This is a genomic window from Mesorhizobium sangaii (genome assembly GCF_014207355.1).
GTDB classification, from domain to species: Bacteria; Pseudomonadota; Alphaproteobacteria; order Rhizobiales; family Rhizobiaceae; genus Mesorhizobium; species Mesorhizobium sangaii.
Genome location: NZ_JACHEF010000020.1, coordinates 1 through 20,836 on the forward strand (window position 1 = coordinate 1; position 20,836 = coordinate 20,836).

General features: G+C 58.1%; 13 protein-coding genes and 9 pseudogenes. 11 read left to right on the forward strand and 11 right to left on the reverse strand.

What is annotated here, in order from left to right; translation table 11 throughout:
• Window positions 1-96: 96 nt before the first annotated feature.
• The 5 genes and pseudogenes from HNQ71_RS35785 to HNQ71_RS34055 all read right to left on the reverse strand — a co-directional run.
• Window positions 97-225, reverse strand: a pseudogene (locus HNQ71_RS35785) (IS5/IS1182 family transposase); the annotation flags it as partial.
• A gap of 77 nt (window positions 226-302) precedes the next feature.
• Window positions 303-1,255, reverse strand: a pseudogene (locus HNQ71_RS34040) (IS481 family transposase).
• A 602-nt stretch (window positions 1,256-1,857) separates the two neighbouring features.
• Window positions 1,858-2,310, reverse strand: a complete 453-nt coding sequence (locus HNQ71_RS34045) for a PaaI family thioesterase (RefSeq protein ID WP_184879391.1) — start codon at window positions 2,308-2,310, stop codon at window positions 1,858-1,860.
• A gap of 302 nt (window positions 2,311-2,612) precedes the next feature.
• Window positions 2,613-3,548, reverse strand: a complete 936-nt coding sequence (kce, locus tag HNQ71_RS34050; protein ID WP_184879394.1) for a 3,5-dioxohexanoate:acetyl-CoA acetone transferase — start codon at window positions 3,546-3,548, stop codon at window positions 2,613-2,615.
• A 433-nt stretch (window positions 3,549-3,981) separates the two neighbouring features.
• A complete protein-coding gene (locus HNQ71_RS34055; protein ID WP_184879397.1) occupies window positions 3,982-4,953 on the reverse strand; it encodes a helix-turn-helix transcriptional regulator in 972 nt (323 codons plus the stop codon).
• Between the two features lie 682 nt (window positions 4,954-5,635).
• Between HNQ71_RS34055 and HNQ71_RS34060 the strand changes: the two genes are divergently transcribed.
• The 3 genes from HNQ71_RS34060 (at window position 5,636) to HNQ71_RS34070 (ending at window position 9,948) form a co-directional block, all read left to right on the forward strand.
• A complete protein-coding gene (locus tag HNQ71_RS34060) occupies window positions 5,636-6,745 on the forward strand; it encodes an ABC transporter substrate-binding protein (protein WP_184879400.1) in 1,110 nt (369 codons plus the stop codon).
• 156 nt (window positions 6,746-6,901) lie between these two features.
• Window positions 6,902-8,284 (forward strand): amidohydrolase family protein, encoded by a 1,383-nt coding sequence (locus HNQ71_RS34065; protein WP_184879417.1) that lies wholly within the window; start codon window positions 6,902-6,904, stop codon window positions 8,282-8,284.
• Between the two features lie 59 nt (window positions 8,285-8,343).
• A complete protein-coding gene (locus HNQ71_RS34070; protein WP_184879420.1) occupies window positions 8,344-9,948 on the forward strand; it encodes a phytoene desaturase family protein in 1,605 nt (534 codons plus the stop codon).
• 78 nt (window positions 9,949-10,026) lie between these two features.
• On the opposite strand, the gene HNQ71_RS34075 is transcribed toward HNQ71_RS34070, so the two are convergent.
• Together HNQ71_RS34075 and HNQ71_RS35370 are read right to left on the reverse strand one after the other, a co-directional pair.
• On the reverse strand, window positions 10,027-10,788 hold the full coding sequence (locus HNQ71_RS34075) for a class I SAM-dependent methyltransferase (protein ID WP_184879423.1): 762 nt from the start codon (window positions 10,786-10,788) through the stop codon (window positions 10,027-10,029).
• Between the two features lie 291 nt (window positions 10,789-11,079).
• Window positions 11,080-11,312: pseudogene (locus HNQ71_RS35370) on the reverse strand (iron-sulfur cluster assembly accessory protein).
• 1,248 nt (window positions 11,313-12,560) lie between these two features.
• Between HNQ71_RS35370 and HNQ71_RS34080 the strand changes: the two are divergent.
• A complete protein-coding gene (locus HNQ71_RS34080; protein ID WP_246462516.1) occupies window positions 12,561-12,722 on the forward strand; it encodes an aminotransferase class III-fold pyridoxal phosphate-dependent enzyme in 162 nt (53 codons plus the stop codon).
• Here HNQ71_RS34080 and HNQ71_RS34085 read toward each other — a convergent pair.
• Window positions 12,694-13,511: pseudogene (locus HNQ71_RS34085) on the reverse strand (transposase); the annotation flags it as partial. The gene HNQ71_RS34080 and the pseudogene HNQ71_RS34085 sit on opposite strands and share 29 nt — an antisense overlap.
• Window positions 13,512-13,778: 267 nt before the next feature.
• Between HNQ71_RS34085 and HNQ71_RS34090 the strand changes: the two are divergent.
• A pseudogene (locus HNQ71_RS34090) lies at window positions 13,779-14,002 on the forward strand (IS110 family RNA-guided transposase); the annotation flags it as partial.
• 262 nt (window positions 14,003-14,264) lie between these two features.
• Here the strand turns inward: HNQ71_RS34090 and HNQ71_RS34095 are convergent.
• Window positions 14,265-15,280: pseudogene (locus HNQ71_RS34095) on the reverse strand (IS110 family RNA-guided transposase).
• Between the two features lie 162 nt (window positions 15,281-15,442).
• Here HNQ71_RS34095 and HNQ71_RS34100 point away from each other — a divergent pair.
• From HNQ71_RS34100 to HNQ71_RS34115, 4 genes and pseudogenes are all read left to right on the forward strand, one after another.
• A pseudogene (locus tag HNQ71_RS34100) lies at window positions 15,443-15,768 on the forward strand (transposase); the annotation flags it as partial.
• Between the two features lie 306 nt (window positions 15,769-16,074).
• Entirely contained in the window at window positions 16,075-17,298 is a 1,224-nt protein-coding gene (locus HNQ71_RS34105; protein WP_184879426.1) for a CaiB/BaiF CoA transferase family protein, read from the forward strand.
• 122 nt (window positions 17,299-17,420) lie between these two features.
• Complete coding sequence (locus tag HNQ71_RS34110) at window positions 17,421-18,209, forward strand: enoyl-CoA hydratase-related protein (RefSeq protein ID WP_210334156.1); 789 nt, start codon at window positions 17,421-17,423, stop codon at window positions 18,207-18,209.
• A 147-nt stretch (window positions 18,210-18,356) separates the two neighbouring features.
• On the forward strand, window positions 18,357-19,343 hold the full coding sequence (locus HNQ71_RS34115; protein ID WP_184879429.1) for an NADPH:quinone oxidoreductase family protein: 987 nt from the start codon (window positions 18,357-18,359) through the stop codon (window positions 19,341-19,343).
• Here HNQ71_RS34115 and HNQ71_RS36020 read toward each other — a convergent pair.
• Complete coding sequence (locus HNQ71_RS36020; RefSeq protein ID WP_184879442.1) at window positions 19,340-19,840, reverse strand: group II intron maturase-specific domain-containing protein; 501 nt, start codon at window positions 19,838-19,840, stop codon at window positions 19,340-19,342. The genes HNQ71_RS34115 and HNQ71_RS36020 overlap by 4 nt on opposite strands.
• Window positions 19,841-19,876: 36 nt before the next feature.
• Window positions 19,877-20,080: a hypothetical protein gene (locus HNQ71_RS34125; RefSeq protein WP_184879433.1), complete on the reverse strand. Its 204-nt coding sequence runs from the start codon at window positions 20,078-20,080 to the stop codon at window positions 19,877-19,879.
• Window positions 20,081-20,100: 20 nt separating this feature from the next.
• Here HNQ71_RS34125 and HNQ71_RS36025 point away from each other — a divergent pair.
• Together HNQ71_RS36025 and HNQ71_RS34130 are read left to right on the forward strand one after the other, a co-directional pair.
• A pseudogene (locus HNQ71_RS36025) lies at window positions 20,101-20,306 on the forward strand (transposase); the annotation flags it as partial.
• Window positions 20,305-20,565 (forward strand): annotated as a pseudogene (locus HNQ71_RS34130) (IS630 family transposase); the annotation flags it as partial. The pseudogenes HNQ71_RS36025 and HNQ71_RS34130, both read left to right, overlap by 2 nt.
• Window positions 20,566-20,836 lie beyond the last annotated feature (271 nt).

A 20,836-nucleotide genomic window follows, 5' to 3' on the forward strand; every position in this document is an offset into this window, starting at 1 on the left:
GAAACTCCAGTCGGGCTACGCCCTCCCTGCGTTCCAATCCGCCGGCATTCTCATCCTGATTGACGCTGCGCTCTCACGTTGATTGCCGCGCCGCACCCGCTCCAACGCCGACAGCGCCTCGCTCACGACTAACCGGATCGCCCGCAACGGATGATCGCGCCGCACCCGCGCCTCAAGGTCAACATAGCTGAACAGTTCGCCAGTTAGATCGTCGCCGCCGCGCACTCATCACCTCCGAATCCCTTCGGGACCCAGTGAATCACCGCTGCGGTCCGGTGGCGAGTGCCTTTTTCAACAGCCTGCTAGCTGTGGAGCCTCAACAGGTTGTCCTCGGTAAGACCGAGTCGGCTGATGGGTGGTTTTGAGCCGATACTGCCATGCGGTCTATGCCAATTGTAGCGGTGAAGCCATCGTGGCAGTTCGGCGGTGCGTTCGTCTGAGGTGTTGTAGGCGCGCGCGTAGGCCCATTCGCGCAAGCTTGTCTGAATGAAGCGCTCGGCTTTCCCGTTGGTTCTGGGAGTATAAGGCTTGGTGAAGATCTGGCGCAGGCCGAGACGTTTGCAGGCTGCCCGGAAAGTCTTTGACCGGTAGCAGGAACCGTTGTCGGTCATTACCCGCTGCACTCGGAAACCGAGGCTGGCGTAATAAGCAACGGCGGCCTCGAGGAAGGCGACAGCGCTCTGCTTGCGTTGGTCGGGCATGACCTGGACGAAAGCGACACGCGAAGCATCGTCGATGCAGACATGGACGAACTCCCAGCCGATGCCAAGGTGACGATTGACATGCCAGTTTGTCGTCCGGTGATGCGATGTCCGACAGAGCCGATCCCGCCGAGCTTCTTGATATCAAGATGGATGAGCTCGCCGGGATGCTCCCGCTCATAGCGGCGCACGGGTTCTGGCTCCAAGGTGCTCAGCTTGTTCAAGCCCAGTCGGCGCAGAACACGGCTGACAGTCGCTGGCGAGACGCCGGCCTCAGCGGCGATCTGTTTGCCCGTCCAGCGCTGGCGGCGCCGTCGTTCGATGGTCTCGATAATCGCTGCAGGCGTCGGCTGGCGCAGCCGATGCGGCCGGGATGAGCGATCCTGCAACCCTGTCAAGCCTTCGCGGCGATATCGGTCGACCCACTTCCGAACCGTCCGCGGGCAGACGCCTGCGGCTTCGGCGACGGCCTGCGGCGTCTGCCCGCTCTCGACCTGCCTTACAATTCGCTCTCGACCGCGTGGCGTCAGCCGGGCATTCTTATGGACGTTCATCCGGTCCTCCGAGAATCACTGAAGCTTCGACAACCTCAGCTTCCCGGTCTGGACCGGATGGACAACCTACTGAAAGCTCACAGCTAGCTAAATGGCTGTCCAAGAACCAAAGCTGCCTGGAACCGCCTGACGGGGCAGCCCAAGCTCAGCAAGACCATAGAGTTGGGCAAAGGCCACAATCGGAGAGGTACGCGTTGCTGGAGATGCGGGGGTGCAGCGTCACAACGCACCTATAATGGCTGCGGAAGATTTCTCCTACATGCTGAAGGCCCGCCCCGGCGCCTTCATTTTCTGGGCAACGGCATGATCGCCCCCTTCATCATCCCGAATACGACTTCAACGACAACGCCCTGCCAATCGGCGTCGCGCTATGGGTCGAACTGGTGACCAGAGAACGGAACTAGGCCGTGACCGGTGGTTCATCCAACAATGTAGGCGTTTAAAGGCCTGAGGAACGCCTAACTGTTGCCCCAACGGCTTTCTTATGACACCGAAGATGCGCGCATAGGCGATTTAGTCTTGCGGCTGATCCAAACCCCTGCGGCTTAGGGCTGGATGCATTCCTTCCAGACGCCGTTGTGCGATATCCCGATCCGAGCTAATCAGGTCATGGCATCGATGTGGATTTGCGTCTGCCAGACATATGCGCAGATCTTCCCGTCTTCATCCCGCAGAACCGTTTGCCATACCGATGTTTGCCGGCCCAAGTGAAGCGGTCGGCATTCGGCGGTAACTCTCGCCCCAGCGCAGGGTCGTACAAAATTCGTCTTGGATTCGAGCGTCGCCGTTCTCTGCGTCGGACCGAGATTTTGCAGCGCCCCCATCGCGCCGAGGCTGTCCGCAAGTGACATAAGTATCCCGCCATGCACCGCGCCGACAGAATTGATGTGCCGATTCTCAATGTCGATGTGCGCGGTGATGCATTCCGGGGAGACCTCGTCGAGCTGAATCCCAAGAGTCTTCTGAAATCCTCGGGTCGGCATGCACCTGATGTCCTCGTCGCTCCAAGGCCCTGGTTCAGTCCGGATGGGATTTAAAGTCGCTTTCTCGATCATTGGCCCTCCCCCTCATATAAGCGCTCAGCGTCAATTGCCGTGGCAAAGCCAGCCATAGCTAGCGCTCGGCAGACGCTCCGAACGCGTCGACCAAAGCTTCACAGTCCTCCGCCATGCGATCTGAGGGGAAAGACTGATCGTTCCCTGGCGGGGTTGCCGTTGGCCGATCGATAGACAGGAGGAAGGGGTGGCCGGAGGCCGATAGGAATTGGCTGTGGCTCTTGGGAGTCTCGGCCATGTATGGCGCCTCGGGGATTAAAACTGCGCTCGTGACCGTCACGCGCTCTATCACCTTTCGCATCTCAGCCATCGCCACGCCCCTGCCCTTTGAGCCCGAGCATCTCCCGGGCCTCGTCCGGTGTTGCGATGTCGAAGGACAAAAGGGTCAGGATGTCCCGCATCCGCGCCACCTGCTCCGCATTGGACCGGGCGAGCTTGCCTTTCTCAAGGTAGAGGTTGTCTTCCATCCCCACCCGCACGTTCGAGCCCATGGTTGCGCCCATAGTGCACAGCCGGAACTGATGCTTTCCGGGCGCAAGGACCGACCAGCGGTAATTCGCGCCGAACAGCCGGTCGGCGACGTTGCGCATGTGCGTCATGTTGTCGGCATCGAGGCCGATCCCGCCGCTGAACCCGAAAACTGTTTGTATGATGAAGGGCGGCGTCAGCAGGCCCATATCCGCGAAGTAGGCGACGTTGTACAAATGCCCCACGTCGTAGCATTCACATTCGAAGCGTGTGCCGCCAGCACCGACTTCCTTTATTGTCCGTGTGATAATCTCCTCGGTATTCGGATAGACCCGGGACGGCGCGCCCATGAATAGCTCCTGCTCCCAAGTGTGCTGCCAGTGCTCGAACTTGTCGAGGATCCTCTGCCGTCCGTAGGGAGAAAGCGATCCCATGTTCAGGGAGGCCAACTCCGGTTTGAATCGCAGGGCGGCCGCGATCCGATCTTCGACGGTCGCCTTTGGCCCGCCACTCGTCGTGATGTTGACGATCACGTTGGACTCGCGGCGCACCCGATCGATTGCCGGCGCATATACGTCCGGATCCGGTGTCGGACGGCCATCCTCCGGATTACGGGCGTGGAAATGGACGATGGCGGCGCCCGCCTCCGCCGCACCGATCGCCTCCTCGGTGATCTGCTCCGGAGTGATCGGCAAATATGGCGACATTGAGGGCGTGTGCGCCGCGCCTGTCACCGCGCACGTGATGATGACTTTGCGTCCAGCGGGCATGAAATCGCTCCAGTGATCTAACTGGATGAATCTAATCGGAATGCGATTCAGCGCGCGAGCCGCGAGAGTTATTCCAAGGGGCGAAGATTTATGATCAGGCTCCAATCGCCTAAATCATCACTGTCCCGCCGGATACGGAGTTGCATGTTTGGCCACCAAGCTCGCCGGTCGAGGCTAAGATTGGGGGCGCCCGCGGTCGCCCTCGGAGACACGGCGTTCATTATGATGCCCTCGGGCCCGAGCCTATGGAGTGTCGACCGGCCGGCCCTGCGGAAACGTTGGAGACTCGGTGATTCGCTTCAGTGCACAACACTGGCTCGATTATGTCGTGCTCCAGATTAGCCCGGGCCGCGCCGGCCCGGCCGATTTTTACGCTCGATCGACGTACACGGCGGCCCACAGCATCGCGCGTGAATCTAAGAAGCTCCTGTGTCTACTGCCCGCGTGCGCCCTTTGGCGTAGTAGCAAATTGGCGCTTGAAGGCGGTGCAGAAGTTGGAGGTGTGAGCGTAGCCTACCTCGTAGGCGACCCGTTTGAGGGAGGTATCGCCGCCCTCCAGCAGCAACCTTGCCCGCTTCATTCTGCGCTCGGTGATGTATTGGGCGTAACTGACGCCCGTTTCTTTGCGCAACTCGTCCGACAGGTTCTGGGTGGACACGCCGAGTGTAGTGGCGAGTTCCGCCAGAGAGGGCGGGTTGTTCAGGTTTGGGTCGACCATGGTCTTGACGTATTCGACGCGATTCAAGGCCAGGTCGGAACGGGACAGGAAATCGCCATCGGACAGGAGCGTGCTCAGGCTGAGGCAGAGGAGCTCTTGGGACTTGATCAAGATATGGCTTTTGGAGAGCAATGGATGAATGCTAGGGGTCAGCAATTGCTCAGCCGCTGACATAAGAGCATACGGGAGTGGTCGTGAATACCAGAATGCCTCGGCCTTATTACCGTCGAGGCTTGAAAAATTCGGAAAGCAGATCGGATAAAAACCGAACAGCGAGGTCAGTCTATCTGGCCAGACGCCGACGGACAGAGACAGCTCGTTGGCGCCGCGGTTCCAGATACTTCGCTTGTTAAGTCCCTGCGGCTGGTAAAAAACGGCGAGCGTCGGCGTAGTCAATTCATGCTGATGCGCGCTACCAAGCTCGATCCGTCGCGATCCGGACAGGTGGAGCAGAAACACCATGCGCCCAAGGCCTAGTTCGTCGTCGTGAAATTCGTCCTTGGCCTGCAGCTTGCGGATTGTCAGACAGGGCTTCTCATAGTCAAAATAGCCCACCACGTGACCCAGGGCGTGCTCCACGGGAGGCAGTAGTCGGTAGGTGCCGGTCGCTTCGCTTCCGTCGGCACGCTCGATGCGGAAACTGCTTCCGCCGTTCAGGCGGCGAACGAATTCATCCGTGTTGATCAAGTGCTGCCCTCGTCGGCGGACCACGCAACGCGTACGACGGCCGCTGACTGGTTGAGGAGGGCCGATGAAAACATCGCTCCATCCCGTTATTCCAGTTACAATACTTCTACTGCTAAAGTGTGGGAGCGTCAATGAGGACCCCATATGCATTGTGCCGGGCGGCACATACGGCGGGCCCTTGCTGCTCGCCGAACATAGCCGAAGAGGGATTGCGTCTCCCCTTCTTGTCGACACGACAATGTTTCATACTATGCGAGCGGCGGCCATGGTAAACTTGGTGCCGTCTGCGGATGCACCAAGCGTTGGACGACGGGGAGCCATTCTAATTGCAGAGTGCCGACGCGGCGTGGGGTATCGGATTGGCTGAGTTGGTAACGTTGGCTGTGGGCAAGCGTGCTTATCAGGGTGCGATCGACGGGAAACATCATATGCACGGACCCGGAGGGGGACGGGCGCTGCTTGTATTCTCATCACCGGTTGATTTGGTGATGTGAACGTGCGGTCGTGGTGACAGGGAGAAAACTTAAAGCATGCCCGGCCAGTGTGTTACGACGCAAAGGCTTCGGAGTCCAAATCGTTTCCCCCGCAAAATGATACGTGACGGCGCATAACAGTTCTTGCCTTCCCTGACTCTTCGTTTCCTTGGATTGTAGCCGTCAGAATAAAAACGAGGAGCGTCTCGATGCCTAACCGACGTCAATTTATCAAAAGCGCCGCAGGCTTGGCGCTCATGTCATCAGCACCTAGCCTTTGGGCTTCGCGCGCCGCGGCCGCCTCGGACGACGAACTGGTTGCGGCGGCCAAAGCGGCAGGACAGATGAAGGTGGTCGTCGCTATCGGGGGTGGCGTCTACCTCGATACCCTAAAGGAGTTGTTCTTCAATCCCTTCACCGCCGAGACCGGGATTGAGACGGCCTTTGTCAGCGGCAGTTATTCGGAGCGAATAGCAAGTCTGCGCGCCATGAGCGAAACGAACACGATGCAGTGGGACATCGTTGCGACGACCAACGATTCCGTGCGGGCGCCGGAGCTCGTGAATTATACCGAAGACTTGGGAGACTGTACGGAGTTGTCCAACGTTGTGTCCGAGGGGATCGACGGGTCGTGTCTTGGGAACGCGGTTCTCTTCGACGCGGCGGGCTCGGTCCTCGCCTACGACGAAAGCGCATTTCCGAACGGCGGCATGAAGAGTTGGGCCGATTTCTGGGACGTAGAGGCGTTCCCAGGGCCCCGAGCGCTCCCAAACTACGGCAGCCCTTGGTACGTGCTGAGCGCCGCATTGCTCGCGGACGGCGTCGAGCCAAAGGACGTCTACCCACTCGACCTCGACCGCGCGTTCAAGAAGCTCGACGAGCTCAGGCCGAACATCGTCGCTTGGTGGACCAGCGGTGACCAAAGCCAGCAACTGTTCCGTACCAAGGAAGTGGTTGCAACAATGGTCTGGAATGGACGTGCCGTAAAGCTGCGCGAGGAAGGCTTTCCGATCTCCATCGTGTGGAACGGCGCGATGTTTGACGCGACCGCGCTCGGCGTCACCAAAGGCGCGCCACATGCGATCGCAGCCAAAGCGCTGCTGAACTACCTCTACACGCGCCCGCAGGCGCACGCGGAACACGCCAAGCGGCTAAATTACGCGCCGCCTAACAAGCATCTCGGCGAATTCTTGGACGACGATTTCGAGTCGACGCTCGTGACAGCGCATTTGCCCACGACCGTGAAGTCGGATCCGGCCTGGCTGGCGGAAAATCGACAGAAGCTCATTGAGCGCTGGACGGTCTGGATTAGCGGATAAGCTAACAAATTTCGATGGTGGGAGCGTTTTGCTCCCGCCCAGCCCGCCTTGCTGAACTGGGCATTGCGGTCGCGGGAGCAATTCGCAGGCCGATATGGAACTCGGCAATCGGATCTGCGGTACCGATAAGAGAAATAGCCGCCTGGGATTTACATCATGCACAAGAAGACCGTCGACACCCTGGTCGTGAATGGGGACATCTTCACCGGAGACAGGGATCAGCCGCACTATCGACCCGGTGCGATTGCCATTAAGGATAGCGTCATTGTGGGCGTTGGTCCCGAGTCCGAAATATTGTCCTCTTACGAGAGTACCCAGAAGGTGGATGCTCGGGGTGCCTTGGTGCATCCCGGCTTCATCGAGACGCACCTGCATATGACGGCAATGGCCTACCACGGCGCGCCATTTTCGCCTCAGAGCACCGCCTCAACAAAAGTTAACTATTCGACGCTTAAGAGCGCAACCAACCCGACAATTACGGCTGCATATACTGCTGCAGCCGCATGTTCGATGCTGCAACGTGGATTCACGCTGTTCTTCGAAGCCGGCACGGTTTTCGAGACGGATGCTTTCGCCGAATCGATGACCAAGTGCGGAGTTCGTGCGATGGTCTCGGCCCCATTCGCCTGGGACGATTTGTCTACGTATGAAGAGGTCTGGCCGCATATGTTACCCGATGCGCTGAAAAATCGTGCCCCCGCTGATGGCCGCCGCGTGATTGATCAGTGGAAGCACGAGATTGCCCGAAACAAGGACGAAAACGCTCTCGTACGCGGATTTGTCGGACTTTACGGAGAAGCTACGGCCACGGACGAACTCACGCGAGAAGCCGTGAAGCTGGCGGCCGACTCAAAAGCAATTTTTTGGCAGCACCAGTCATTCAATGCCGAGTTCGATGTCGAAGAAAAGAAAAAGTGGGGCGATACCGGTGCAGTGCGTATGGACAGGCTAGGTGCTCTGAATCCCAACACCACGCTGGCGCATATGAACGTCCTATATGAAAAGGATATTGAGCTCATACTACTAAAAAAGCCCGGCCTGTCGTGGTGCCCCAACAATGCGTTAGGTTATCGAATAACGCCGCCGAATAAATGCTGGTTTCCGTATCTCTACAAAAACGGGGTAAGCGTATCGCTCGGCGTCGACACAACCATCATCCATCCGATCGGAATCGCTGGGCTTCTCAGTCTTTATCTTTCCGCGTCGTTCGGGGAACGACTAAACGACGCTGATCCATTCTACATGCAGACGATCGACGCGGCGAACAATGTGGGCCTCGGCGACAGGCTTGGCAGTCTAACGGTCGGCAAGCGCGCGGACGTCGTGATCAGGGAGGCTCGCGACATCACCCACCTGTCCTGGCGTGACGATACCGGAATCTTGTTGTCGCTGTCCTCATCTATGATCCCTGTCGATACTGTCATGATCGACGGTAGGATTGTGATGGAGAAGGGCCGCCTCACCACAATGGATCAGGATGCGATCCTCGCCGAGGCGATGCGCCAGCGCGATCTTCTTGCAGCAAGTCTGTCTACCTGAGCTCTCAAACCGATCTTGAGTAAGAGAACTAATCACTAGTGGGAGCACCGAAAGGGTCCATGTCCAAAGTCTTTGATGCCATCGTAGTTGGGGCCGGCAATAACGGTCTCGCCTGCAGCTGTTACCTGGCGAAAGCCGGCCTGAAAGTGCTTGTGCTTGAGCGTCGCCACCTCGTTGGTGGCGCGGCCGTGTCCGAGGAGATTATTCCCGGCTTCACCTTCTCCGTTTTCTCTTATGTCGCCGCCCAGCTTCATCCCAAGGTAGTCTCCGACCTCGAACTCAAGAAGTATGGACTTCGATCCTTCAAGGCAGATTATCGCATCTTCCGACCCGTGGACCAAAAGCGCTCCATGATGGTCGGTGGCGACATCGGACAGATGCAGGCGGTGCTGTCCCGGTTCTCCAAGGCCGATGCCGCTCGGTACCCGGAATTCCGCAAGTATCTCTCGGGCGTTTCCGAGTTCGTCCACGACCTGAAGCTGCAGACGCCGGTCGACCTCGTCGCCGGTTCGATAGGCTCACGGTTGAAGACGGCGGGCTTCCTGTGGGAGCACCGCAATGTTGGCGAAAATTTCTACAAACTCATAGATCTCTTTACCCAGAGTTCCGATGAGTATCTGAGCCGCTGGTTCGAAAGCAGTGAAGTGAAGGCCGCGTTCGCGTTTGCAGTGGGTGGGAGCTTGATTGGGCCCAAGAGCCCTGGGTCCGCCTGGCTCGCGCTGCACGGCGGCAGTACCGGCCATGCGGATGAAGATGCCATCAGCGGTCAGATCGTCGGTGGGATGGGATCCATCACCAAGGCCATGGCTCGGTGCGCTGAGGATCATGGCGTTGAGATTCGCCTCAACAGCGATGTCACGCAGATCCAGACGCGCAACGGCCGAGTGCATTCCGTCGTAACAAGTGGCGGAGATGAGTTCACCGCAGGAACTGTTGTGGGGAATCTCAATGCCAAAGTGCTATTCGGAAAGCTCGTGGCGACAAGTGACCTCCCAAGTGAATTCGTCTCGGACATCGCGCAGTTCAAGACGAACGGGGCCGCGTTCAAGTTGAATATTGCATGCGAGAGAGCTCCACAGTTCTCATCTTTCAACAAACAGGAAACGGGCCTAGACAGCCCACCTATCGTCCAGATCGCTCCCGACATGGGATATCTCGAACAGGCCTATGAAGAGGCGAAGCCCGGCTGGTATTCTTCGCGACCGTCCATGATCATGACGATCCCGACCGTCCTCGAGCCCAGCCTAGCGCCGAAAGGAAAGCATATTGTTCAAATCTATGGTGGACATACATCATATGAATTGACGAACGGCTCTTGGGGCCAGGAGCGCCCGAGATTCCTGAAGTCAGTGCTCAACACCATCGACGAATTAGCGCCCGGGTTTTCAGACGGTGTGATCGATACGCAGCTCCTCCTGCCCAAGGATATCGAGGAGCAGCTCAACATTCCTAACGGCCATATCAATCACGGGGACATGTCCCTTGATCAGATGTTCTTTATGCGGCCCGTGCCTCACTATTCGGACTATCGATCGCCGATCAGAGGTCTCTATCAATGCGGAGCTTCGTGCCATCCCGGAGGTGGTGTCTCCGGCGTGCCCGGCCACAATGCATCGCGGGAAATCCTGAAGGATCTTGGGAAACGTCCGGCGCGCACGGCATAAAATGATGTTTTTTCTTGCGACGAGCATCCCGGGCAAGTCCTTGGGAAGCGATCACCGTCCATTGCCCTGAACGACCACTTACTTGTACGCGACAACCACGAGGCGCGGGCCATAAGGTGTAAACTCCCCGCCTTCCTGTCCATAGGCTTTAACGGTCTCGAACCCCGCGTTTCGTAACAAGCGTACATATTCAGAAAATCCATAGTGTCTGACAGAAAGACGCGTTCGTCTAACGCATCCATTGCGGACGACGATCCTCTCGGAATTTCGACGATCGGTTAACGCGTCGTATTCTATAATATCGATTCTTAGATCGTCGTTACGCTGCACGACCTCGCAGGTAGGCGACTTGTCGCGTAGCAAAGCGAAGCGATTGAGCTGATCGATTAGCAGACGCCCGCCCTTTCGGAGCGAAGAAGCGGCTTCACGAACAACTCTCTCATTATCCGCTTCATCGAAATAGCCAAACGTCGTGTACCACAGAAAAGCCGCGTCAAAGCGTTCTCGCCAGGGAAGTGAACGTATATCACCAAGAACATACTCAACATCTACCTGGCGTTCCGCCGCATCTGCTTCGGCCTTTCTTAATACGATCGGCGATATATCCAATCCGGTTACCCGCGCTCCTTTTTTCGCCAATCGGTTGGTAATCCTCCCATAACCGCATCCGAGTTCAAGAACTGAGCTGCCTTGCCTAAGTGAAAGAAGCTCCCAAATTGCTCCTACTTCCCGGTCGCTTTTCTCCGGCGGATTGACCAAATCGCTAAAATGCAAGTAATCTTCGCTGAAGTACCTTTCGAGCTCGGATAACGAAATTGGGGCGCCTAATTGATGTTTCATGTGCTTTCCATTCTTACTGTTCTGATGATTGTGATTATCCAACTAAAGTATTTCAGAAATGAAGAGCGTTAATTGAAAGTGTTCTGGATAGTCCACTGTGTTCACTTGTTCAATATTATAATTAAACTATCATTTCTCTGCCATGTCGTATCGGTTTGGTAGTAGCGCCCATGGAAGCTGTCATCCCGCAGGAATGACGGTGCGTTGAGCGGTTTCGCATCCGCTCGGATGAAGAAGCATTCGTTAACCTTCGCTATAGTCCAACATGGCCCTTCTCCTTCTCTCGGGCGGTCAGCCGAAAGACTTGCCGCAGGCGCACTTCTCCCGCGAGTTGGGATTGTCGAAGACAAAGCCGGAGGATTCGAGCCCCGTGATGATCGCATCGCCCTCGCAGGGCCCATTAGGTATTTTAAGCCGATGCAGCCGCCCGCTTGGACCATGATGCGAAAGCCTTCCGCCGGGTCGCTGGCGCGGGAAAGAGCGGTCTTGACGGCGGCAGCAGCGTTGTCGGTGAGCGTTATCATGGTTCGATTTCTCCTCGGTCCGTGACGCGTTTGCGGATGAACACGCACGTCTCGTGCCAAAGGCAAAAATCACGTCAAAACAATGGGTCGCGCTAACACCGCTATGTCGCATGTCCGACATGAGTCGGATATGCGACATGAGCGGAACGCGCTCGAATGACTTGGATTTCGCTTCCCCGCGGAGGAATACTGTCCGCCATTCCCGGGCGATGCCGGTCAATCGCAACCTCGTCGGGGTTGTCGAGTCTGCGACACGGTGGTCATCGGCCTCACTCCCCGCTGCACGCTGTAAGCCCTTGGCCGATACCGAAAAGGTCCTCTGAGGCCATTTCCGCGCAGTTGGCACGACTTTTGAAGGCACTTCGGCGGGAGGTGGCAGGAGCGTACCAAGCGATATTCATCCCGCGGGTGGCATGGCGATCGATGGACTGAAGGAAGCAAAGCAGCATGCCACGCCTGCGTCAGATATCCGCGTTGCGAAAGACGTTTGTCTCCTCGGACCTCCCTCGTGATCATAATGCCATTTTATATCGATGAACATCAAACCTTGGATTGACTGAATTGAAGACCAAATTGGTGATTAGCCGATACGCACTCGCGGGATTCTCACTGGCCCCGTCCATGCCCCCCCGCGATGGCGCAGGAGCGCAAGGTCGCCTTCGGTTCCAGCGGCAGCGTCGATGACAAGATCATCCGTGAGCACTGGCTGGACCCCTTCGAAAACGCAACCGACATCAAGGTTGTCGTGGTCCCGACCGGCAACTCCGCGGAACTCGGCGCCAAGTGCCGGCGCGTGTCGTACTTCCCGCGATCATCCAGCCGACATGGTCTGGAACGGGGGAATTTGACCTTACCGCGCGCGTGTGCCGGCAGCTCGTCATATGTGGGGTGCCGATCGTATTGGCAACGTCTCGTGTCCGACCGGCGCCCCAGGCGAGTCCGAGGTGGAAGCCAAGTTTCTCACTCTCGCAAGCCCCATTATCGGCGAAGCGAATGCTGTGCGTTTGAAGGAAGCTCTCCTCCAACTGGAGTCTCTTTCCGTCCGCGACGCACTTAGATCATGCGCCGTGGCGTGAGCGTCGCGCATAAGTGCGGCGCCGCTGAAGAGGCCGCCCTCCGCGTTCCGAACCAATTAAGAAATCAGGAATAGGCAGCAAGATGTCCACACAGAGCACGCAGCCCAAACCCGTTCAAAAGGAGTCTTCCGGAGGGGCCTTCTATGCCGGGCGCGGCGTCAACAAAATGCCCATGATTTCGCATGCCAAAGGCATCTTCTTCTGGGATACCGACGGCAAGCGCTATCTCGACGGGTCGTCCGGCGCAGTCGCCGCCAACATCGGCCATGGCAACGAGCGCGTACGCGATGCCATGATCGAACAAGCGAAGCGCTTTCCTTTCGCCATATTTTGACGCGACGTTGCAGCGTGCGCAGAAGGAGACTGGGATATTTCCCCGGGTATTCCGACTGCAGCCGCGCCAGCAATTCCCGGCTCGTTTGCCACGGCACCTTCTTCAAACCAGCCACGTAGCTCGTGGGTGACTCCTGCAAATGGGTCAGGACGCCGCCGTTCCCGCTTCTGTTTTGGTTTCGGCTTCGCAGTAGGTCGTATTTCGCCCTCCCTCCACGCGGTTCGCAAGCTTGAGAGGAACTGATCGAGCGCCAGGGCCACAAGGCGCTGTTGTGCGGCTCGCATGTCGCTCAGCAGATCCAGCTGCGCTGCGATCTGCGCCAGCTTCGCGCGAACGGACGCCGGTGTCTGCGGATTTCCCATCAGCCGCTGGCAGGGTGTTGCCGGCCGGAAGGTGGTAACGTTTGCGCACCCTGGCGCCGTCACGCTCTTTTCCCGCCAGCTCGAACGAGGGCTGGAAGAAGTTCACGAACAGCCGAACCGTCGAATAGAGCTGTGCAAGGGCCGCAGCGGCTTCAAGCCCCTCCAGCCGACGATACCCGACAATGCGCCGCACCACGGCGCCGTTCTTCTGTTCGACGAACGCCTGATCGTTCTTGCGGTAAGGGCGGCAGCGGGTGAACTCGATGCCGGCATCCAGACAGTAATCGCGTATCGTCTCGTTCAGGAACACGCTGTCATTGTCCGTGTCGAACCCGAGAAGCTGGAATGGCAGGAACCGCCGTAATTCCGTCAGCACCTCGATCAACAGCTTCTGCTCACGCACCAGCAAGGGCGCGCATTCCGTCCAGGGCCTGGACATGCCCTAGAGACGTAAAACTTCTGTGATCCGGCGCATCGACAATCTCTGGGTTGGCATCAGGCTTCCTCGTTTTGAACGAGGCATCTTGTAGACTGGCTGAGTTGTCGGCCGAAGCGTCCCGCACCTCCGAAAAGGTGCTCACGATCATCTGAAATCGTTGCTCACGATCGTCTGCAATCGTTGCTCATGATCCCGTGAAATCCGAGCTCACGATGCGGTGAAATCCGTGCTCACGATCGCCTGAAATACGCAGCTGGCCTGCCGGTGATCTGTATCGAGACCCGTCACACCAAGGCGCAGGTGAACAAGACCGACCGCAATGATGCCCGCGGCATGGCGCAGATGATGCGGGTCAACCGTTTCGCCCGGTGCATGTGAAGACACTGACGAGCCAGAAGCGCCGGGCGCTGCTGACCGCCCGCAAGCTCTTGCAGGAAAAAGCCATCGCGATTGAGAACGACAGTCGCGGCTTGCTGCGCACTTCGGACTTCTGTAACGGGCCTCGACAAGTCAATCCTCTTTTGCGTCATCCAATCGCCGGGGTCTCGCTTCTGTACGGGGTCGGCGCGACGGCCGCCACGTGAAGGGGTTTGAAGAGGATGAGGCCGAGCCAATCTCAAGCCGCGTGGCCGCAATGCCGACGTCCGAAGTTGCGGTCTGACCTGATCCATCGTCCCGGCGAAGGGACTTCGCTTCGGGAAGGCCTGGTGTCGTGGCCGCCCGAAACCCGTGGTTCTCCTTTTATTCCACCGTCATCGGCTTGGCTGCGATGTTGAAGAGCGTTTCGTCGGCGAGCATGCGGTGGAGGATGACCGCAAGCTTGCGCGCCAGCGCCACTTTGGCCTTCTTCATTCCGGCTCGTCGGGCGATCCTCATCGCCCAGCTTTTGAGCCGTGTGCAGCCCTTGAGCGGCTTGACCAGCATGGTGTGGGCCTGCCTCATAGAGCGCCGTTCGTACCGCGGCACCGCCGATCTTGCTGATGCGCCCGCTATAATCGGTCTCGCCGGATTGATACTTCTTCGGGGTCAGGCCGAAAGGCGCTCCTACCCGCTTCGACGAGCGAAATCGCCCCGGATCGTCGATCGCAGAAGCATAAGGTGAGCGCAACGATCGGACCGACCCCCGGCATCGACATCAACCGCCTGGCTCGGACATCGAGGCGTACCGGCGCGCGAACCTTTCTCTCGAAAGCTTGGAACTCGCGCAGTAGCACGGCATGCACAGAAAGCAGCGCCGCGGTCCCCATCTTCAGGTTCGGATGGTCAGCCACCAGTTCGTGGATGCGCGCGGTAAAGCCGCGCGGTGTGGTCCTACCGACCTTCAGCCCGAAGCCGCGCAAAATGCCGCGCACACTGTTCTCGACATGCTCTTGCGCGCCGTCAGCACCGCCCGCACCTCTTGCGCGGCTAGCGACTTGCAATGCACCAGTCGGAACCAGCCAAGCCGCATCAACTGCGCGATCCCACGCGCGTCATTTCCGACTTCACCGGCATCGCCTTGAAGGCGTCGCGCACATGTCGCGTCTCCAGCAGCTCCACCGCCAGTCCCGCTTGCCGCATTGCGCATAGAGTCATTGCGACAGCGACCCGGCTTCCAGGCCCATCCGAACCAGTGGAAGGCGGAGCGAAGCAAACCATGCAATCAACGCCTCCGGCTCGCTTGCCACCTTGCTCTCGCGAATGATCTTGCCGCTTGCATCGACAACGCACACGCTCGAGTATTCCAATGACACGTCGATACCGGCATAATGGTCCATGGTCGTCTCTCCTTGATGTTTGGCGCTGGCTTCGGCCATGACGCCGTTCACACCATCAGTGTGAGGGACGACCGCCGCTGCGCCAAGCAGGCCGCGAGCGGAGCGCGCCACTCACAGCGCCGTAGCGCAGCGAGCGACTTGCTTGGCGGCCCGTTACCCCATCTCAGGTTGGCATGGGTCGGCGCCGTCAAGTTCGAGGCTCGCATCCGCGAGCTTATTGAAGACATGCCTGATCTGGCCGAGATCGTTGATTCGCTGCTTGAGGCGCGCGGCAAGCTGCGGCAGAGTCGCCGGCGTCGGCCCGGTCGTGGCGCCGGCATACACCGCGACGATCGACATTGCTCAGCGGTTCAGAAACCTCCAAAGCGGTAGGGCCTATCCTGGGGCTGACGCCCATTCTCAACCAATCGGGCGAGAGCCACTGCATCGGTCGCATCTCGTTTTGTGGCGCCGGAATGATGCGGACGTTGCTCTACGAAGCCGCGCGACACGTTCAGCCACCGCCGCTGTTCGCAATCCGACTCTAAGGACTCTTTCGGTTCCCTCGTGAATCCCCGCATGAAGCACCGGCTGCACCAAAAGTGCGGAAGAGCCTAAATAACGATTAGGGAGCCTGCATAACGGACCGTGAGTTGTCAGACAGACGTATCTACCATGAAATACATTTGTTCACGGCCCTTTATCAGGAGACTGATCAATGATCAGGCGCGAAGTACCTCAAGCTGAGTGCAGCAGCCGGGATGAGACCGCTCATTCCGGGATGACGCTCGCCCAATCTAAGGAATGGTTATAGTATGAGCCAAAGAATTTTTGAACGGCTTAAGGTATTGGATTTTACAAACAACGTAGCCGGACCGGGAGCGGGTGCTCTGCTTGCTGACTACGGTGCAGAGGTAATCAAAATTGAAAGGCCGATATTCGGCGACGATACAAGAAGGTGGAGATCCAGCGTAATTGAAAGCTTCTCGTGGTACACATGGCTCAATCGCGGAAAAAAGTCTGTAACCATTTCACTGACCGACCCGGAGGGACTCGCGATCATCGAAAGGATGGTCGCCGATGCGGATGTCATCCTTCAGGCATTCAGGCCCGGAGTTATGCAGCGATTCAGTCTGGACTATGAATCAGTTTCCAAAGTCAATCCCAGCGTTGTTTATTGCTCTATTTCTGCGTTCGGGCAGACGGGTCCCAAGGCCACAAAGCCGGGCTATGACCAGATGGCCCAAGCATACACCGGTTTGACGGATATGACCGGTGAGCCTGATGGGCCTCCTACTAGGGTCAGTATTTCGATTATCGACCACTCTACTGGCATCAACGCGTTTGGATCGATATGCGCCGCGCTGTACCACCGCGAAAAGACCGGGGAAGGCCAGCATATCGATACCTCGCTTGTTGGTTGCGCGTTCAGTATGAATGATAGGTTTGAAGAAGTTGCAGAAGGAGCTGCTTCGGGGATCAGTATCAAGGCAACAAGAACCGGTCGATTTTCCTCATATCCAGGCGCTGGCACATATAAGGGGAAGGGAAACCAATATTGTGAAATAGCTGCCAACAATGAAAAGCTCTGGGGATTGCTTTGCCAAGCCATGGAGCGCCCGGACCTAATTACTGACCCGAGATCAGACTCCGAGTTGTCGAGAATGAAGAACGCTCCCCTTCTCCATAACATCATCGAGGACTGGGTGGCGAGCTTTGACGACATCAATGTTGCACTGGAGAAGCTGGATAAATTCGGTGTTCCCAGCATCAAGGTTAAGTCGGTCGGGGATCTCGTGACGGATGAATACCTCCTAGCCAGAGGTGCCATAACCGATATCCCTGCACCGACGAGTATGCAGGCGCGCGGAGTCAAGACGATACGGGCACGGGGACCCTGGCATGTTTTGTCCAAGACGCCTTTACAGATGAGGAAGGCTCCCGACCTTGGCGAGCACAATGTCGAGGTCCTAGCGCAATATGGCCTGAGTGTGGAAGAGATCGGAAAGCTCCAGGAAAAATGGAATAAGTCTAAATAAGAGGACCCTTTGAGTCGGCGGTCACTATAATTTCTTTATGCTTGTCGATCAGCAGGTGTGGAGGAAATTCAGACAAGATCAGGGGTGAGTACACCGAAAATTGGGAAGGGAAGGAAATTGCTTTGGCGTACAAAAACTTAGTCGTTGAAAAAGAAAGTGGTTATGTGGTGGCTGCCATCAACCATCCGCCAGCTAATGCGCTAGGGCAAGGGATCCTAATGGACCTGAACACTTTGCTGGATGAGTCCTTAGAAGATTCTGAAATCCGGGCTATTGTGCTTACAGGCACCGGAGAAAAGCTATTTTCCGCCGGAGCAGACATAAACGAATTTGACTCGGTTAAAGCCGGAAACAAGACTGAAGGAAACAGGCCTAAAGTTGAAGGCAACGATGTCTTCTCAAAAATTGAAAACTATCCGAAACCGGTGATTGCAGCCATGCAGGGAAGCGCTTACGGTGGAGGAACCGAGATATCCTTGGCTTGCCACTTTAGAATTTTGGCCGATACTGCCAAAGTTGGCCTGCCGGAGGTCAGATTGGGGATCATTCCCGGCTGGGGCGGTACCCAGCGCCTGCCCAGATTGATTGGTAAAACCAAGGCTTTGGAAATGATGCTGACCGGGGACCCGTTGAGTTCAGCAGATGCGCTTAGCTTCGGCTTAGTCAATAAGGTCGTTCCAGCTAGCCAAGTCCTTGCTGAGGCCAAGGCACTTGCTGCCAGGCTCGCCCAGGGAGCACCCGTTGCGATTAGCGGAATAATGAAGGCAGTGACGAAAGGGCTGCAAACCACAATTGAGGAAGGTATTAAGATCGAAAAAGCCTGCTCTGTAGTGGTTTCTGCCAGTGAAGATGCTAAGGAAGGCCCCAAAGCCTTTTTGGAGAAGAGAAAGCCTAACTTTCATGGCAAGTAAGTCTTAAGAGTTATGCAGTTTCAGGATGAAAAGCCCAACTCCATAACTTGGGTTCCCAAGATTCTGGCCCAAGTCTATTAATTAGCCTGCAAAACTCCGGGTTGCCGTGGCCAGAAATGCGGGTGAAGACAAAGTGAGGTTAAGTTCATGAAGGCGTTGCTGAGCAAGGCCGCCGGGGGGCCGCAGACCCTGGTGTTGGAGGACGTGCCCAACCCGAAGGCCGCGCTCGGGTTCGCGGTGGTCGAAGTGAAGGCGGTGGGCGTCAACTACCCCGACGTGCTGATCATCGAGGACAAATACCAGGTCAAGCCGCCGCGGCCCTTCGCGCCGGGCGGAGAGATTTCGGGCGTGGTGAAGGAAGTTGGCGAGGGTGTTGTTAATGTTAAGCCGGGTGACCGGGTGATGGGCACGTCCAACTTCGGCGGCATGGCTGAGGAGATGACCATCGAGGCGGCAAAGTTGATCCGCATTCCAGACACGATGCCTTTCGACGAGGCAGCGGCGTTTATCTACACTTACGGCGTCTCCTACTACGCCCTTAAGCACCGCGGCCGCTTGACTCCAGGCGAAAGCCTGCTCGTGCTCGGCGCGGCTGGCGGCGTCGGCCTGGCGGCAGTGGAGCTCGGTCGGGCCATAGGCGCGCGGGTAATTGCGGCTGCGTCATCGCAGGAGAAACTGGACCTGGCACTGGCTCGGGGCGCCGAGTCGGGCGTTGTCTATCCCCGCGGCCCCTTCGACCGCGATGGGCAGAAGGAGCTCTCCGCGATATTCAAGCAGGCTACAGCCCCGGATGGCGCGAACCTGGTCCTCGACCCTGTGGGGGGCGACTACGCCGAGGCGGCGATGCGCTCGATGGCTTGGGAGGGGCGCTACCTGGTGGTCGGCTTCGCCGCCGGCATTCCACGCATCCCTTTGAACCTGCCGCTACTTAAGGGATGCGACATTGTCGGAGTCCTCGACATCGCTCGTGATCCGGCGGCGCACCAGCAGAAGGTCAAGGAGCTTTTGGACCTGTATGCCGGCGGCAAGATCAAGCCGCACATTTCCGAGCGCTTTTCCCTTGCCCGCGGCGCCGAGGCCATCGGCCATCTCGCCGCCCGCAAGGCCATGGGCAAAGTGGTGGTGGTGATTTAGAGCCGCGAGCGAACTGGTCCTGACCCATCAAACTGGTCCATTTGGGAGGACAACTTTTTCGGCCAGTTTGATCCATAAGGGGGGTCAGTGCCATGAAGAAGACGCGCTACACGGAAGAGCAAATCGCCTTTGCTCTGCGCTAGGTCGAGAGCGGCACGCCGGTGGCCCAGGTGATCCGCAAGATGGGCATCACCGAGCTCGGAGGCGTTCTCGAAGTAATGGTTGCGTAGGGCGTGTTGGACCGCCGGGTGTCCTGACATGCGCCAGAATCCCGTCGGTGAACCGGCGGCAACCGCAGCTCCGAACTTTGGTATGCCGTGACGGCGCAGTTCCTTGAAGCGGTTGTGCCCGTTCCCCCATTGCCGCCAGAGATACATGCGTAGTCTTCGGCGGATCCACGCTTCCAGGTGTGTGAGCACTCGAGGCGTCTGGCAGAAGCCGAAGTAGCCGCGCCAACCGACGAGGTATGGCTTCAGCTCTTTGATCAGCTGCGGCAGACTTACGCCCCGGGGTCCGGCGTGTCATGTCCCGGATCAGTATTTGCCGAGAGCCTTTGGCGCGATGCGCCGCTCGCTCCCGTCATTCGAGATGCTGAAGCCCAGGAACTTCCGCTCCTCCGGTCGCGCCACCGCGCTCTTCGCCTCGTTGACCTTCAGCCGCAGCTTCTTGGTCAGGAACCGGCTGACGGAGGCCATGACCCGTTCGCCGGCGCGGCGACTGCTAATACCAAGGGTCATGAAGCTCGACCGACGCCCATGTGGCGCGCGGCGCGCACGCCGTGCTGCTGCTCGACCGGGCAGGCTGGCACACGACCGCCAAGCTGAAAGTGCCGAGAAAACGGCAGCAGCAGCGGCGTGATGGTCGCGAGCCCCGGAACTCAACCCGGTCGAGAACGTCTGGCAATATCTGCGCGCCAACTGGCTCTCCAACCGCGCCTTCGACTACGACGCCATCATCGACGCTAGGCGCCCACCTCGCCGACCTGCCGAAGGGCAAGCCCGTCGAAGTGTGGTTTCAAGATGAAGCCAGAATTGGCCAGAAGAACGGTGTCGTGCGGCAATGGGCGCGCCGTGGCACGCGGCCCAGGCAGCCCGCCGACCAGCGCTATCAAAGCGCATACCTGTTCGGCGCCATCTGCCCGGCGCGCGGCAAGGGAGCAGCCCTGGCGCTGCCGTTTGCCGACACCGCGGCTATGCAGCTTCACCTCGACGAGATCAGCCGCGTGAGCCCACTCTCGCATTCCGATTGATGTGATTGTTTCGGGTTGGGCGATGAGCTTCTGCCAAGCCTCGCAGGCGGCGTGCGCGTAAAGTTTTTTTGAACTCTTCCACGACCCAGGCATTCTGCGCTGGATGGCGCGGCCGCGCGCTCATGTGCGAGAAGTCGAGTTCCTTCAGCTGCGGCGCGGCAATCAACGTGAGAGCGCAGCGTCAATCAGGATGAGAATGCCGGCGGATTGGAACGCAGGGAGGGCGTAGCCCGACTGGAGTTTC